Origin of the sequence: Arthrobacter gandavensis (genome assembly GCF_015355785.1) — a bacterium.
GTDB classification, from domain to species: Bacteria; Actinomycetota; Actinomycetes; order Actinomycetales; family Micrococcaceae; genus Arthrobacter_B; species Arthrobacter_B gandavensis_A.
Genome location: NZ_JADKYW010000003.1, coordinates 696,957 through 710,198, shown reverse-complemented (window position 1 = coordinate 710,198; position 13,242 = coordinate 696,957). Strand labels below are relative to the sequence as shown.

General features: G+C 67.1%; 12 protein-coding genes. 6 read left to right on the top strand and 6 right to left on the bottom strand.

The window, feature by feature from the left end:
- The first annotated feature begins 158 nt into the window (after nucleotides 1–158).
- Nucleotides 159–1,568, top strand: coding sequence for an MFS transporter (locus ITX31_RS04565; protein WP_228528951.1), 1,410 nt, complete (start codon nucleotides 159–161; stop codon nucleotides 1,566–1,568).
- Nucleotides 1,569–1,597: 29 nt separating this feature from the next.
- On the opposite strand, the gene ITX31_RS04560 is transcribed toward ITX31_RS04565, so the two are convergent.
- Entirely contained in the window at nucleotides 1,598–2,542 is a 945-nt protein-coding gene (locus tag ITX31_RS04560) for a LysR family transcriptional regulator (protein ID WP_323745581.1), read from the bottom strand.
- A 76-nt stretch (nucleotides 2,543–2,618) separates the two neighbouring features.
- Here ITX31_RS04560 and mmsB point away from each other — a divergent pair, with 76 nt between their 5' ends.
- Nucleotides 2,619–3,611, top strand: coding sequence for a 3-hydroxyisobutyrate dehydrogenase (gene mmsB / locus ITX31_RS04555; protein ID WP_194782410.1), 993 nt, complete (start codon nucleotides 2,619–2,621; stop codon nucleotides 3,609–3,611).
- Between the two features lie 26 nt (nucleotides 3,612–3,637).
- Nucleotides 3,638–5,122: a CoA-acylating methylmalonate-semialdehyde dehydrogenase gene (locus ITX31_RS04550; RefSeq protein ID WP_194782245.1), complete on the top strand. Its 1,485-nt coding sequence runs from the start codon at nucleotides 3,638–3,640 to the stop codon at nucleotides 5,120–5,122.
- A 9-nt stretch (nucleotides 5,123–5,131) separates the two neighbouring features.
- On the opposite strand, the gene ITX31_RS04545 is transcribed toward ITX31_RS04550, so the two are convergent.
- Entirely contained in the window at nucleotides 5,132–5,884 is a 753-nt protein-coding gene (locus ITX31_RS04545) for a cytochrome c oxidase assembly protein (RefSeq protein ID WP_194782244.1), read from the bottom strand.
- A gap of 157 nt (nucleotides 5,885–6,041) precedes the next feature.
- On the opposite strand from ITX31_RS04545, the gene ITX31_RS04540 reads away from it, so the two are divergent.
- Entirely contained in the window at nucleotides 6,042–6,338 is a 297-nt protein-coding gene (locus ITX31_RS04540) for a DUF503 domain-containing protein (protein WP_194782243.1), read from the top strand.
- 44 nt (nucleotides 6,339–6,382) lie between these two features.
- On the opposite strand, the gene ITX31_RS04535 is transcribed toward ITX31_RS04540, so the two are convergent.
- Nucleotides 6,383–8,059: a thiamine pyrophosphate-dependent enzyme gene (locus tag ITX31_RS04535; RefSeq protein ID WP_194782242.1), complete on the bottom strand. Its 1,677-nt coding sequence runs from the start codon at nucleotides 8,057–8,059 to the stop codon at nucleotides 6,383–6,385.
- A gap of 238 nt (nucleotides 8,060–8,297) precedes the next feature.
- Here ITX31_RS04535 and ITX31_RS04530 point away from each other — a divergent pair, with 238 nt between their 5' ends.
- On the top strand, nucleotides 8,298–10,694 hold the full coding sequence (locus ITX31_RS04530) for a Tex family protein (RefSeq protein ID WP_194782409.1): 2,397 nt from the start codon (nucleotides 8,298–8,300) through the stop codon (nucleotides 10,692–10,694).
- A gap of 23 nt (nucleotides 10,695–10,717) precedes the next feature.
- Here the strand turns inward: ITX31_RS04530 and ITX31_RS04525 are convergent, their stop codons facing one another.
- From ITX31_RS04525 to ITX31_RS04515, 3 genes are read right to left on the bottom strand one after another with little or no spacing between them, the layout of a single operon-like run.
- Entirely contained in the window at nucleotides 10,718–10,918 is a 201-nt protein-coding gene (locus ITX31_RS04525; protein WP_194782241.1) for a hypothetical protein, read from the bottom strand.
- 42 nt (nucleotides 10,919–10,960) lie between these two features.
- Nucleotides 10,961–11,650 carry an HAD family hydrolase gene (locus tag ITX31_RS04520; protein ID WP_194782240.1) on the bottom strand — a complete coding sequence of 230 codons (690 nt, stop codon included), beginning with the start codon at nucleotides 11,648–11,650 and terminating at the stop codon, nucleotides 10,961–10,963.
- Entirely contained in the window at nucleotides 11,610–12,131 is a 522-nt protein-coding gene (locus tag ITX31_RS04515; RefSeq protein ID WP_194782239.1) for a very short patch repair endonuclease, read from the bottom strand. The genes ITX31_RS04520 and ITX31_RS04515 overlap by 41 nt, the downstream gene beginning before the upstream one ends.
- Before the next feature lie 120 nt (nucleotides 12,132–12,251).
- On the opposite strand from ITX31_RS04515, the gene ITX31_RS04510 reads away from it, so the two are divergent.
- Nucleotides 12,252–13,229, top strand: coding sequence for an asparaginase (locus ITX31_RS04510; protein ID WP_194782238.1), 978 nt, complete (start codon nucleotides 12,252–12,254; stop codon nucleotides 13,227–13,229).
- Nucleotides 13,230–13,242: the final 13 nt, after the last annotated feature.

Sequence of the window (13,242 nt, the reverse complement as noted above, 5' to 3'; positions counted from 1 at the left end):
GTACCTGAAGGGCCTGTGCATTTGTGCAGATACGCCATGCGGTTTTGGCGGTTGAGCGGGCGGCCCGCACCGCACCATACTCTTGCTTACTCCGCTCGGGGCGCCCCGCGCCCTGCGGGGTGCTGCAGTGTCAACGAAGACACCAAAGGAGAGAGCGGATGAGCACTGATATTCCCAAGCGGAGCAGGCAGCAGAAGGCACCGGTGCCGGAAGGCCTGCGCAAGGTTGTTGTGGCGTCCATGGCCGGGACGGTCGTGGAGTGGTACGAATTCTTCCTCTACGCCGCGGCGTCGACCCTGGTCTTCAGCCGTCTGTTCTTTCCCAACGCCAACACCGAGCTGGACGGGATCATCGCAGCCTTCGTGACCTACGCCGTCGGCTTCGTGGCCCGGCCGGTGGGCGGAATTGTCTTTGGGCATTTCGGGGACAAGTTTGGCCGCAAGAAGCTGCTGCAGCTGAGCATCATCCTGGTGGGTGTATCCACCTTCCTGATGGGCTGTCTGCCCGGCTTCGATTCAATCGGCTATTGGGCTCCGGCAATGCTGGTGGCCCTGCGCTTCATCCAGGGCTTCGCCGTGGGCGGGGAATGGGGCGGCGCCGTCCTGCTGGTGGCCGAGCACAGCCCGGACAAGTCCCGCGGATTCTGGTCCAGCTGGCCGCAGTCCGCCGTTCCGATGGGCAACCTGCTGGCGACCGGCGTCCTGTTCGTCCTCTCCGCGATGCTCAGTGAAGCGGCGTTCCTGGGCTGGGGCTGGCGGGTGGCGTTCTGGCTCTCGGCAGTGATCGTGCTGGTGGGCTACTACATCCGCACCAAGGTCTCGGACGCCCCCATTTTCCTGGAAGCGCAGAAGGAAGTGGAGCAGGAGGCCAAGGGCTACGGGGTGCTCGAAGTGTTCCGCCGGTACCCGCGCGGCGTCTTCACCGCCATGGGCCTGCGCTTCGCGGAGAACATCCTGTACTACCTGGTGGTGACGTTCTCCATCACCTACCTGCGCATCGTGGTGGACACCGATACCTCGCGGATCCTGCTGCTGCTGCTCATCGCGCACTTTCTCCACTTCTGTGCGGTTCCGCTCGCCGGAAAGCTGTCCGACTCCCTGGGCAGGCGGCCCGTGTACCTGGCAGGGGCAGTACTGGGGGCCACCTGGGGCTTCTTCGCCTTCCCGATGATGGACACGGCCAATGACCTGATGATCCTGGCCGCGGTGACGATCGGCCTGCTGTTCCACGCCCTGATGTACGCGGGCCAGCCGTCCATCATGGCCGAAATGTTCCCCACCCGGATGCGGTACTCCGGTGTCTCCCTGGGCTACCAGGTGACGTCGATCGTGGCCGGCTCACTGGCCCCGATCATAGCCACGTCACTGCTGGCCGAGTTCGATTCATCCACGCCGGTGGCCCTGTACCTGCTGGGCGCCTGCGTCATCACTGCCATCTCTGTACTGCTGCTGCGGGAAACCAACGGCATTTCACTGCATGATGTGGATGCCGCCGACGCGCAGGGCACCGCGGACCTGCTGGCCGCGTCCAAGGCAGCCGGAGAGAAGACCGCCGCCGCCGCGGACTGAACCCGCGTATTGCCGAACGCCGCTGCCGGTCAGAAGTCCAGGTGCTCCCGGCGGGCAGCGGCTTCGGCTTGGATGGCCTCGATGACGGCCTGGACCCGCGCCGAGCGCAGGGCTTCCGGGCGGGCCACCGCCCAAATGGGCAGTCGCCTTTCGAAGGAGTCCGCCAGCACCGGCACGAAGCCGTCCCGTCCGGCGACCATGAAGTTGGGCAGCAGCCCCACTCCGGCCTCCCGGCGCACCGCCTCCACCTGCGCGAAGATGCTGGTGGCCTGGAAGCTGGACCTCGGATCCGGCAGTCCGGTGGACCGGTGGCCCAGTTCCTCGACCAGCAGCGCGGACTCCACGTAGGAGACGAAGCAGTGCCTGGCCAGGTCAGCCGGAACCTGCGGAGTGCCGTGGCAGCGCAAGTACCCTTCGGCCGCATAGAGCCGCAGCACGTAGTGGCCCAGCAGGATCGCATGGGCGGTGCGGACATCCGTGTGCCCCACCACCACCTCCAGGTCCACCCCGGACCGGTTCTGGCTGACCTTGCGCGTGGCGGAGAACATTTCAACGCTGATGTTTGGGTGGGAAGCCTGCAGCTTCACCAGTGCAGGGGTGACGAATTCGGAACCGAAGCCGTCTACGGTGCTGATTCGCACCACGCCGGCCAGGGGATCGGCGTCGTCCGCCAGCGCACAGCGGAGGGCGCCAAGGCTCTCTTCAATGGATTCGGCTGCCCGGACCGCCTGCGCTCCCAGCGCTGTCAGTTCCCAGCCGCGCGGCGTCCGGGACAGCGTCCGGCCCCCAAGCTGTTTTTCCAGCGCGATGATCCGCCGGGAAATGGTGGTGTGGGTGGTTCCCAGGGTCTCGGCGACGGCGGTAAAACGTCCCAGCCGGGCCACGGTGAGCAGGATCAGCAGGTCATCCGGACTCGGCAGCCGGCTGGTGGTATCCAGGGCCGATCCTCCTCTCCACGATGTGCACGGGTGCACAGGGGGTCTGTGGATTCTGGTCTTGAACGCACTCTAGCGCAGGTGCCACGCTGGTTCCGCGGCGGACGCGCGGCAGCTGGGCAGCACCAACCGGGCGGCGCACACTCAGCACAACTCAGGCAGCACAACTAGGCAAAGGAGCTTAGCCATGGCGGAAGTTGGATGGATCGGACTGGGAAACATGGGGGCACCCATGGCGGGGAACCTGGTGAAGGCCGGTCACAACGTACGCGGGTTCGACCTCAGCCCCCGGGCCGTGGCCACCGCCGAGGCAGCAGGAGTCCATGCGGCGGGCAGCATCGCGGAGGCGGTAGCCGGAGCAGACGTGGTGTTCACGATGCTCCCCAAGGGCGAGCACTCCCGAGCGGTGTACCTGGAGCCGGACGGCGTCCTGGCCCATGCGTCCACCCAGACGCTGCTGGTCGATTCCTCCACCATCGACGTCGAATCGGCGCAGGCGCTGCACGACGCCGCAGCTGCCGCCGGCTTCCGCTTCGTGGACGCCCCGGTCTCCGGCGGAATGAGCGGAGCACAGGCCGGAACCCTCACTTTCATGGTGGGCGGCGCCCCGGACGCGGTGGCCGATGCCTCCGGCTTCATAGAGCCGATGGCAGGGAACGTGATTCCCACCGGCGCGGCCACCACTGGCCAGGCCGCAAAGATCTGCAACAACCTGATGCTCTTCATCAACCTGGCAGCCACCGCGGAGGGCGCCGTGCTGGCCGAGAGACTGGGGCTGGACAAACAGGTGTTCTGGAACATCGCCTCCGTTTCCTCCGGGGACAGCTGGGCGCTGCGCACCTGGTATCCGGTCCCCGGCGTCGTCTCCACGGCGGCGTCGAACAATGACTTCGAACCTACTTTCACCACCGAGCTGGCGAACAAGGACATCAACCTGGCCATCGCGGCCGCGAGGGATACAGGCACGCCGCTTGAAATCGGCGAACACGTCCAGCAGCTGTTCGCCCGGCTGATCGACGCCGGGCAGTCCGGGAAGGACTGCTCCATGATCGTGAAACTGGTGGACGGCTCACTCGCCGCCACCCCCGACCAGGTCCCAGCGCCGTAGCGGCGCCCTACCGAAGAGAGCTTTTCATGCAGCGCATTCCCCACATCATCAACGGCAGGCAGGTTCCCGACGCCGAGCGGTACGGGCCGGTCTTCAACCCCGCGACCGGAGCCCAGGAAAAAGAAGTGGCGCTGGCGTCCGCTGCCCGCGTGGAAGAGGCAATCCAGGCCGCCCGGGAGGCTCTTCCGGGCTGGCGGGCCACCTCGCTGGCACGCCGTACGGCGATCTTCTTCAAGGTCCGCGAGCTGCTGACCGAACGCAAGGCAGAGCTTGCCGCGATCCTCACGAGTGAACACGGCAAGGTGCTTTCCGACGCCGAGGGGGAGATTACCCGCGGGCTGGAGAACATCGAATTCGCCTCCGCGCTCGCCCTGGAACTGAAGGGAGAGCGGTCAGAGCAGGTCGCTTCCGGCGTCGACGTCCATTCAATTCGCCAGCCGGTGGGCGTGGTGGCGTGCATCACCCCATTCAACTTCCCGGCCATGGTGCCCCTCTGGATGATCGGCAGCGCCCTGGCCTGCGGCAACACCGTGCTGCTGAAGCCCAGCGAAAAGGACCCGTCCGCAGCAGTGTTCATCGCGGAGCTGTTCGCCGAAGCCGGACTTCCGGACGGCGTGCTGAACGTGGTGCACGGGGATAAGGAAGCCGTTGACGTGCTGCTGGAACATCCCGTTGTGAAGGCCGTCAGTTTTGTGGGATCCACGCCGATTGCCCGCACCATCTACAGCCGGGCTGCCGAACACGGCAAACGGGTCCAGGCCCTGGGCGGGGCCAAGAACCACATGGTGGTGCTGCCGGACGCTGACCTGGACATGGCTGCCGACGCCGCGGTTTCTGCGGCCTACGGGTCCGCGGGGGAGCGGTGCATGGCCGTCAGCGTGCTGGTGGCCGTGGGCGGAATCGCCGATGATCTTGTTGAGGCCGTGCGCTCGCGAATGACGGACCTCAAGATCGGACCCGGCACTGATCCGTCCTCCCAAATGGGCCCGCTGATTACTGCCGAGCACCGGGACAAGGTGGCCTCCTACGTAGCCGGTGCTGCGGAGGAGGGAGCCACCGTTGTGGTGGACGGCCGTCAGACGGCGTTCGACGGCGACGGGTTCTTCCTGGGCGTCAGCCTCCTGGACCACGTCAAACCAGGCATGAAGGCCTACGACGATGAGATCTTCGGGCCCGTCCTCTCCGTGGTCCGGGTGGCAACCTACGCAGACGCAGTGCAGCTCGTCAACGAGAACCAGTACGGCAACGGTACGGCGATCTTCACGCGCGACGGCGGGGCCGCCCGGGCATTCGAGTTCGACGTCGAGGCCGGCATGGTGGGCGTCAACGTGCCCATTCCGGTGCCGGTGGGATCCTTCTCCTTCGGCGGCTGGAAGGATTCGCTCTTCGGCGATACGCACATGTACGGCCCGGATTCGATCCGTTTCTATACCCGCGGCAAGGTGGTCACCACCCGCTGGCCGGACCCGGCGACGTCGGAAATCGACCTGGGATTCCCGCAGGTTCTTTAGGCAGGGCACTCAGGTGCCGCGTACCTGGGGCAGCAGCCGGGCGGTGCCCCGCTGCTGCCCCAGCAGGAGCAGCGCCAGGACGGCCTGCACCGCCAGCCCGGACACGAGCAGAACCAGTGCACCGACGGAAGTGCTTCCGGTGCCCGCAGGCGGGAAGACCAGCAGCCAGGCTGCCGAACCCGCGTGCAGGGCTGCGGCGGCCGCGAGCACCCCGGCCCGCGGACGGATTCCGTGCGGCGACGGACCGCAGTTGAGGACGGCAGCGGTGAACAGGCATCCGGTGGCCGTGAGGTACGCGGTGACCAGCCAGTGCACCGGCATGGACTGCTGCATGGCAGTCAACGCCGGGGTGTGGAACATTGCCCACATGCCGGCAGCTACCAGCACCGTGGCGGTGGCAGGGTGGGTCAGGAAACGGGCGGCCGGAGAATGGGCGCTTCGGCGCAGCCGCGCTGCCGGAACGGTGTCGAGTGTCCGCAGCGCCAGCTCCACGGGGTGGGCGAGGACCAGCAGCAAGGGCCCGGCCATCCCGGCCAGGACATGCGAAACGGCCAGCGCTCCGAAATTGGTGTGTGCCCAACCCGCCAGCGGCTCCAGCACTGTCAGCAGGACGGTAAGCACCCCGGCCAGGAAGGACACGAGCCGCCGGTATGGCCAGCTACCCGCTCCGGGGGAGCGCACTCCGGCCCAGTAGGCAGCAACCGCAGCGACTGCCGGGATGAGGAAGAGGGACTCGGCCGGGAAATCACCGTGGTTATGCATGCGGTGCTGCCGGGCGAGTCGGTGAGGGGACAGGAAGGGAACGCACTGTCGAGGCCCGCGTCATGCTTTCGAACGTAACACCGCGCCGGTTCCGGTTGAACCCTCGGGTCCATGCGCCTGCGTTGACAGATCCGAATCCGCGGCGAGGATGGGGAGCATGTGGACGGGAACCCTTGAGTTCGACCTGCTGCTGGATGATGTCCATTCGCTGAAGCAAAAGCGCTCACTGGTGCGGCCGTTGGTGGCTGAGCTGCAGCGCAGGTTCGCCGTGTCGGCCGCCGAGACGGGCCAGCTGGACCTGCATCGCCGTGCGGAGATTGGCATTGGGATTGTCTCTGCGGACCGTGCGCACGTGGTCGAGGTCCTGGACAGCGCAGAGCGGCTGGTTGCCTACCGGCCCGAGGTGCAGCTGCTCAGCACCCGCAGACGGGTGCTGAGCAGCGATGACGAGTAGCTTGAGCGGGCGTGAGGCGAACTATGGACTTGAGGGGGACCCGCCTAGTAGGCCTTGATCCGCTGCTCCACGATCAGGTGGATCAGCGCGAACTTGCCCTCCTCGTCGATAGCCCTCAGGGCGGCGTCGACGGCGGCAGGCACATCGGCGTCGTTCTCCACCCGCACACCGAACCCGCCAAACGCCTGCGCCATCAGCGCGAAGTCCGGGTTTTTCAGCTGGGTGCCGGAGATCCGCTCCGGATAGTGCCGTTCCTGGTGGGTGCGGATGGTGCCGTATTCCTGGTTGTCCATCACCACCACCAGCGGGGTGGCGCCGTACTGGGCCGCGGTGGCGAGCTCCTGGCCGTTCATCATGAACTCGCCGTCGCCGGCGATGGTGACCACCCGCCGTCCGGGATGTGCCAGGGACGCTGCGATGGCGGAGGGCACCGAGTATCCCATGGAGCCGTTGCGGGCGCTGAGCATCGAGGCGTAGCGGCGGGTGGGGAAGTAGCGGTGCGCCCAGTTGGTGTGCTCACCGGCGCCGAGGGTGATCATGGCGTCCTCCGGCAGGGTTGGCACCAGGTTGGCCATCAGGGTGTCCATCCGGGCCTGGCCGGAGGACGGGTCGGCGGACGGAAGCGCCGCGAACTTCTCCTGCTCCCCGCGCATCCGGGACGTCCAGGCCTTCCACTCTTCCTTTACCGGGAGGTCCATCATCACCAGGTCCCGCACGAAGACATCCGGCTTGGCGACGATCTGGTACGAGACCGGGCCGGAACGTCCGCGCAGCGAAGGATCGATCGTGACCAGGAAGTTCTTCTTCTCCCAGTTCTGGCGCACCACGAAACCGTCCGTGATCACGTCGCCGGGAACAGTGCCGACGAAGACCAGCAGGTCGGTTTCCTCCAGCAGGTCATAGGTGGGCTTGGGCCGCCCGTAGCCGATGGGACCCACGTAGGACGGGGAGTCGAAGGAAATGGTGCCTTCGCAGCGCCATTCAGCCGCGGCGGGCAGGTGGTGCTCTTCCAGCCAGCGGGTGAGGGTATCGGCTCCCTCCTGCGTCCAGTCGTTGCCGCCGATGACGAACAGCGGCTTGTCCGCTGCCTTGAGGGCGGCCTGCAGCGCTTTCCAGTCGGTGACGGTCATGCCGCCGGGCGCCACCGGAATCGGCGGATGGAGGGAAGCGGAGACTTCCTTGCGGATGATGTCTTCAGGCAGCCCGACGACGACGGGGCCGGGACGGCCGCTCATGGCGGCGAAGAAGGCTTCGGCCACGATCTCGGACGCACGCTCGGGGTGGTCCAGCACCATCACGCGCTTGGCTCCGGTGTTGAACCAGGCCTTGATGTCGAACTCCTGGAACGCCTCCCGGTCCCGGTGCTCGAAGGGAATCAGCCCCACGAAGAGCACCATGGGCGTCGAATCCTGCCAGGCAGTGTGCAGCCCGACGTGCGCGTTCGCCGCACCCGGTCCGCGGGTCACCATCGCGACGCCGGGAAGCTGGTTCATCTTGCCGTCCGCTTCGGCCATGTAGGCGGCCCCGCCTTCGTGGCGGCAGACCACGGTTTCGACGGGGCTGTTGTGCAGGCCGTCCAGGACGTCGAGGAAGCTCTCTCCGGGCACCACATACGTGCGCTTCACGCCGTGGGCAATGAGGGAATCGACAATGACATGGCCGGCGCTCTTCACCTCCGGGCCTGGGACAGCGGGAGGGGAGGGCGGTGCAGGCTGCGTCATCTTCGACCTTTCGTCATTGAAACGTTGAACTGCCGTCCGCCCCCTGGGCGTCCGGCATCCCTATGTTCTACCCCATGGGTGCTCCCGTTCCGCAGATCATGTGCCAATGTGTCAGCGCAAGGTCCTTCCGCCGGGCACACCGCCCGCGTTCGGTGTTGGCTGCGTGGTCCGGTCATGGGGAACAATTGGGCAGGTGAGTTCCGCCAACGCCCCGCAGCCCGCCCGCCAGTCCAACGCCATGCCCGCCGGTGTCGATGCCGCAGCCCGGATCTACGCCCAGATCGCCGCCGAACTGGGGGTGGCACCGTGGCAGGTGCGTGCCGCCGTCGAGCTCCTGGACAGCGGTTCCACGGTTCCGTTTATTGCCCGGTACCGCAAGGAAGCAACCGGCACCCTGGATGACACGCAGCTGCGTGAACTCGATGAGCGCCTGCGCTACCTGCGCGAACTCTCTGAACGCCGCGGCGCCGTCCTGGAAGCCATCGAAGCGCAGGGCAAGCTCACCGATGAGCTGCGTGCTGCCGTCGAAGCCGCGGAAACTAAATCCCGGCTGGAGGACATCTACCTGCCGTACAAGACCAAGCGGCGCACCAAGGCGCAGACAGCCCGCGAAGCCGGCCTGGAACCCCTGGCCGATGCGCTGCTGGCCAACCCGGGGCTAGATCCTGAAACCGAAGCCTCCCGGTATGTGAACCAGGCGGTTCCGGACGCGGCAGAAGCCCTGGCCGGTGCCCGCGCCATCCTGGTTGAACGTGCCGGGCAGGACGCCGATCTGCTGACCGAGGCCCGCGAGAAGCTCTGGAAGCAGGGCCGGCTGCGCTCGCAGGTCAGGGCCGGAAAAGAAGCGGAAGGGCAGAAGTACTCGGACTACTTCGACTTCGCCCAGGCGCCGTCCGGTATGCCGTCCCACCGGGTGCTGGCACTGCTCCGCGCCGAGAAGGAAGGCATCCTGGAACTGGGACTGGCCGAGGCGGATCCGGCGGATGCCGAGGCCTTGGCTGCTGCCCGCCGGCGTTTCGAGAATTCCGTAGCTTTCCGGCTGGGTGCTGCCGCTGCCGGTGGAGCTGCCGGCGCGTGGCTACAGCAGACGGTCCAGCTGGCGTGGCGCCGTGTCCTCGCCAAGCTTTCCGTGGACCTGCGGGTCCGCCTGTTCCAGGACGCCGAAGCTGAGGCCGTCCGCGTGTTTGCGGCGAACCTGCGCGATGTGCTCCTGGCCGCCCCCGCCGGCAACCGGGCCACCCTCGGCCTGGACCCGGGCCTGCGCACCGGGGTCAAGGTGGCCGTGGTGGACGGGACCGGAAAGGTCATCGCTACGGACACCGTCTATCCGCATGCGCCGGCCCGCAAATGGGACGAGGCCCTTGTGCGCCTGGCGGACCTCGTGAAAAAGCACCGGGTTGAGCTGCTGGCCATCGGCAACGGCACCGCCTCCCGGGAGACTGACAAGCTGGCCATCGAACTGATCCGCCTGCTGCCGGACGCCAGGCTGGAGAAGCTGGTGGTTTCCGAAGCCGGTGCGTCGGTTTACTCCGCGTCGGCTCTGGCGGCTGCGGAGCTGCCAGGCATGGACGTGTCCCTGCGCGGCGCGGTTTCGATTGCCCGCAGGCTCCAGGATCCGCTGGCCGAACTGGTAAAGATTGATCCCAAGTCCATTGGCGTGGGCCAGTACCAGCATGATGTGACCGCGGCGAAGCTGGACCGGTCCCTGGACGCAGTGGTGGAGGACTGCGTCAACGCCGTGGGCGTTGACCTGAACACCGCGTCGCCGGCCCTGCTGAGCCGCGTTGCCGGCGTCGGGCCGCTGCTGAGCGAAAATATTGTGGCCCACCGCAACGCCAACGGGCCGTTCGCCCGCCGTAAGGACCTCCTGAAGGTGCCGCGGCTGGGGGCCAAGGCCTTCGAGCAGTGCGCCGGCTTCCTGCGGATCACCGGGGGCAGCGAGCCGCTGGACGCGTCCAGCGTGCACCCTGAATCCTATGGAATCGCCCGCCGGATCCTGGCCGCGGCCAAAGCCGAGATGACGCCTTCCGGTGCGGAGCTCACGGGCCTGGACCCGGCCGAATTCGTGGATGAGTCCACCGGCCTGCCCACCGTCCTGGACATCCTCTCCGAGCTGCGCAAGCCGGGACGTGACCCGCGGCCGGCGTTCAAGACCGCCACCTTCTCCGAAGGCATCGAGAAGATCGCGGACCTGCGGCCGGGCATGGTGCTCGACGGCGTGGTTACCAATGTGGCGGCCTTCGGTGCGTTCGTGGACATCGGAGTCCACCAGGACGGCCTGGTCCACATCTCCGCGATGTCCTCATCCTTTGTTTCCGACCCGCATGACGTCGTGAAGTCGGGCCAGGTGGTCAAGGTCAAGGTGCTGGAGGCCGATCCGGAACGGAAGCGGATCTCGCTCAGCCTCCGACTGCAGGATGACGCTCCGGCACCGGGCGCCGCCTCAGCAAAGAGCAGCCCCCGCGCTTCCCGGCCGCAGGGCAAGCGGCCGCAGTCAAACGGCAAAGGCAGCGGGCGGAAGGCGCAGGACGGCGCGAAGCCCCGGGGCAGCACAGACGGCAACACGCAGCGCCGGCCGCAGGCAGCACCGGACAGCGCCATGGCAGACGCGCTGCGCCGGGCCGGCCTGGCCTAGCCCCCCCGGGGCCAGCAGCCGGTTCAGTCCGCGGAAGGAATGTCTTCGTCGCCGGAAGGAGGCACGGTGCCGGCAGCATGGGTGCCCTGTTCCTCACGGATGTTTCCGGCAGACGTGCCGGCGCTGCCCGGGGTCCGGGGCGAGCCGGTGGGCTCCGGCTGCGGTGCACTCGGACCCAGGGGGTCCTCGGCGTCGTTTGCCGGTCCGGTGGGTTCTGTAGTCATGGCGGGGTCCTTTCGTCGTGGGCTGGAAGCGGGACCTGGGTCCTAGGCTGCCTGATCGGAGCCGAGCAGGCTGCCCTGCAGGTTCTCTAGCAGGTCACGGGGTGATTCATAGACCTGTTCGGCTCCGGCATCGCGCAGTTCGGCTTCGCTGGTGCCACCGCAGGTCAGGCCGATGGTGGGGATTCCCAGGGCAGCGGCGGACAACACGTCCCACACTGAATCGCCTACGAAGACGGTGGCGTCGGCCTCCAGCCCGGCGGAATCCAGAGCCGCCTGAAGGATGTCCGGAGCAGGCTTGCTCTCCGCCGCATCGGAGGAACTGGTCGCGCTGGTTATCGCATCATCGGCGTCGATCGCCCGGCGCAGGGCCTGCAGTTCCGGCTCCGAGGCAGAAGAAGCGAGCACGACGGCGAGGTCCCGGGATGCGCAGGCACGCAGCAGGTCAGCGGCGCCGTCGAACGCCCGCAGCGCAGGCCAGGAGGTGGAGAAGATTGCTCCGTGGCTTGAATCGAGCTTTTCCTCGACCTCGGGTTCAGGATCACCGCCCAGCAAATGGCCAATGAGCTTGTCTCCGCCCATGCCGATCGCCCGGTGGATGTTGGCCATGGGAATGTCATAGTCCAGGCGGCGGAACGCCTGCCACCACGCAACGGTATGCAGATAGTTTGAATCCACCAGGGTGCCGTCCACGTCAAAGAGGGCGCCGCGCAGCGGCCGGGAGTTCTTGGTCATCAGATATCCCTCGGGTTGGGTGCAGTGTGTCTGATGAGTCTACCGAGGCAGCTCGTCCAGGCGGTCCGAGGAAAGCGGCCAGCTCCGTTTCCAGGGCTGACGGGTCGCGGAGTTCGCACTCCCACACCACCAGGGCCTCCCAGCCGGCGGACTCAAGTTCCTTCAGCGCTGCAGCATCCCGCGCAACGGTACGTGCACGCTTGGCAGCCCAGAACTCGGGGTTGGTAGCCGGCGCATGGGAACCTGCCGGGCAGCTGTGCGTGTGCCAGAAACAGCCGTTGACGAAGATGACCTTGCGCCGTGCGGCGAACACCAGGTCCGGCTTGCCGGGAAGGGAGCTTCCGGCAGCCGCCCCGTGCAGGCGGAAACGGTAGCCGGAGCGATGCAGGAGCCGGCGGACCGTCAGCTCCGGCTTGGTGTTCTTGGACCGGATGCGGGACATATTGCGGCTGCGCTGTTCTGCGGAAACCGTATCTGCCATGCGGCCAGTCTAGGTCCCTGGACTGGTTTGCCCGGTGGTGCCGCCGGAAGCCGGGACGTCCTAGCCAACGGGTGCGAGGCAGGCATATGTTGTGGTGACCGGCGAGAGGACTGTTGTTCCATGGCCCACATCAAAATCCTGGCGACCGGGGGGACTATTGCGTCGCGCACCGGCAGGGACGGTGCAGCATCGGCTGGACGAGCCGAAGACCTCACGGCCTCGCTGTCCGGACGGCACAGCTACTCCGTCCAGGACATTACCAATGCCAACAGTTTCCAACTGCGTTTGGCGGACGTGCGGATCATCGCGGAGGCTGTCCGCGCCGCCGTCGCGGATGAAGGCGTGGACGGCGTGGTAGTCACTCACGGCACCGACACCATGGAGGAGACTGCGTTCGCGCTTGACCTGGTGCATGAATCTCCGAAACCGGTGGTCTTCACCGGTGCGCAGCGCCCGGCGGACAGCCCCGTTGCTGACGGACCGGCCAACCTGGAAGAAGCCGTGGTGGCCGCGGCGGCGGCAGGACTGCGCGGCGCCGGCGTGCTGATTTCCTTCGCCGGCCAGGTCCAGTCAGCGCGCGGAGCCAGGAAAGTCCACACCGTCGCCGCCAATCCGTTCGCCGGCGGAGTGGAGGTGGCACATTTTGTGGCAGGCACCCTGCACGTTACGGCGATTCCCGTCCGCCCGGCACCCCTGCCGATGCCGGGTGAGGACTTCGATAACGCCCGCGTGGAAATCATCGTTTGCGCCCTCGGAACAGACCCGGAGCTTTTCAGCCATGCCGTGCGTGCCGGTGCCAACGCGATTGTCCTGGCCGGAACCGGGATGGGGAACGCGGGGGCAGGTTTTGCAGAGGCCGTGCAGGACGCGGTGCACGGAGGCTGCCCGGTGGTCCTGTGCACCCGGGTGCCTGCCGGTCCGGTGGTTCCTGCGTACGGTGCCGGCGGTGGCGTGGACCTGGTCCGCGCCGGTGCCATCCCCGGCGGGGACCTTGCTCCAGTCCAGGCCAGGATGCTGGCCGCCCTGCTGACCTCCCTGCCCGCCACCCAGGAGGAAATCCTCCAGGCCCTCACTACCGGGACGTCACGGAGCCGCTAGCCCCGGGGTCTCG

What these genes read in the sequence shown, in the direction of transcription:
- ITX31_RS04545 (WP_194782244.1), bottom strand. Translation starts at nt 5,884, where the DNA reads ATGCATAACCACGGTGATTTCCCGGCCGAGTCCCTCTTCCTCATCCCG.
- ITX31_RS04510 (WP_194782238.1), top strand. Translation starts at nt 12,252, where the DNA reads ATGGCCCACATCAAAATCCTGGCGACCGGGGGGACTATTGCGTCGCGC.
- ITX31_RS04525 (WP_194782241.1), bottom strand. Translation starts at nt 10,918, where the DNA reads ATGACTACAGAACCCACCGGACCGGCAAACGACGCCGAGGACCCCCTG.
- ITX31_RS04565 (WP_228528951.1), top strand. Translation starts at nt 159, where the DNA reads ATGAGCACTGATATTCCCAAGCGGAGCAGGCAGCAGAAGGCACCGGTG.
- ITX31_RS04535 (WP_194782242.1), bottom strand. Translation starts at nt 8,059, where the DNA reads ATGACGCAGCCTGCACCGCCCTCCCCTCCCGCTGTCCCAGGCCCGGAG.
- ITX31_RS04550 (WP_194782245.1), top strand. Translation starts at nt 3,638, where the DNA reads ATGCAGCGCATTCCCCACATCATCAACGGCAGGCAGGTTCCCGACGCC.
- ITX31_RS04515 (WP_194782239.1), bottom strand. Translation starts at nt 12,131, where the DNA reads ATGGCAGATACGGTTTCCGCAGAACAGCGCAGCCGCAATATGTCCCGC.
- ITX31_RS04520 (WP_194782240.1), bottom strand. Translation starts at nt 11,650, where the DNA reads ATGACCAAGAACTCCCGGCCGCTGCGCGGCGCCCTCTTTGACGTGGAC.
- ITX31_RS04540 (WP_194782243.1), top strand. Translation starts at nt 6,042, where the DNA reads ATGTGGACGGGAACCCTTGAGTTCGACCTGCTGCTGGATGATGTCCAT.
- ITX31_RS04530 (WP_194782409.1), top strand. Translation starts at nt 8,298, where the DNA reads ATGCCCGCCGGTGTCGATGCCGCAGCCCGGATCTACGCCCAGATCGCC.